We start from the raw sequence: 615 nt of genomic DNA, 5'->3' as shown, positions 1-615 counted from the left end.
TTCTAACTTAACCCTTTGGTTTTCAACAAGCTTACGCTTCTTGAATTCCTCTTTGGTGAATTCTCCTTTACAGCGATGTAAATCGGAATTCGTAAAAGGCATTGCATGATTAACTCATTTGCATGCGCTAATCTAGAGAAATAAATTTCTCTACGTTGATTACTTGATTTGTTGCTATCAATGTCGTTTCATTCAGTTTTCAAAGAACAAATTTTTATATGGCTGCTTCTTAAAGCAATAAATCTGCTTAAAAAGCTTATTGGTGGAGCCTAGCGGGATCGAACCGCTGACCTCCTGCGTGCAAGGCAGGCGCTCTCCCAGCTGAGCTAAGGCCCCTAAATTATAGGGAGATTATTTAAGTTATAAAACAACTTAATGGTGGGCCTAAGTGGACTCGAACCACCGACCTCACGCTTATCAGGCGTGCGCTCTAACCAGCTGAGCTATAGGCCCATTCAGGGAATTTATATGAAGTTCACAAATGAACATTCAAAACTGAACGCAAAACATCAATGTGTAAACCCATGGTTTACATTCCGTAATAATCCTTAGAAAGGAGGTGATCCAGCCGCACCTTCCGATACGGCTACCTTGTTACGACTTCACCCCAATCAT

Annotated in this window: 2 tRNA genes and 1 rRNA gene; all 3 read right to left on the bottom strand. The window is 41.3% G+C overall.

Annotated features, from left to right (window positions below):
* Nucleotides 1–260: 260 nt before the first annotated feature.
* Nucleotides 261–336, bottom strand: a tRNA-Ala gene (locus FQ087_RS22240).
* Between the two features lie 40 nt (nt 337–376).
* A tRNA-Ile gene (locus tag FQ087_RS22235) sits at nt 377–453 on the bottom strand.
* Between the two features lie 99 nt (nt 454–552).
* Nucleotides 553–615: ribosomal RNA gene (locus FQ087_RS22230) — 16S ribosomal RNA — on the bottom strand; the annotation flags it as partial.

Source organism: Sporosarcina sp. ANT_H38 (assembly GCF_008369195.1).
In the GTDB taxonomy this organism is placed as follows: Bacteria; Bacillota; Bacilli; order Bacillales_A; family Planococcaceae; genus Sporosarcina.
This window is presented reverse-complemented; position numbering and strand designations above follow the sequence as displayed.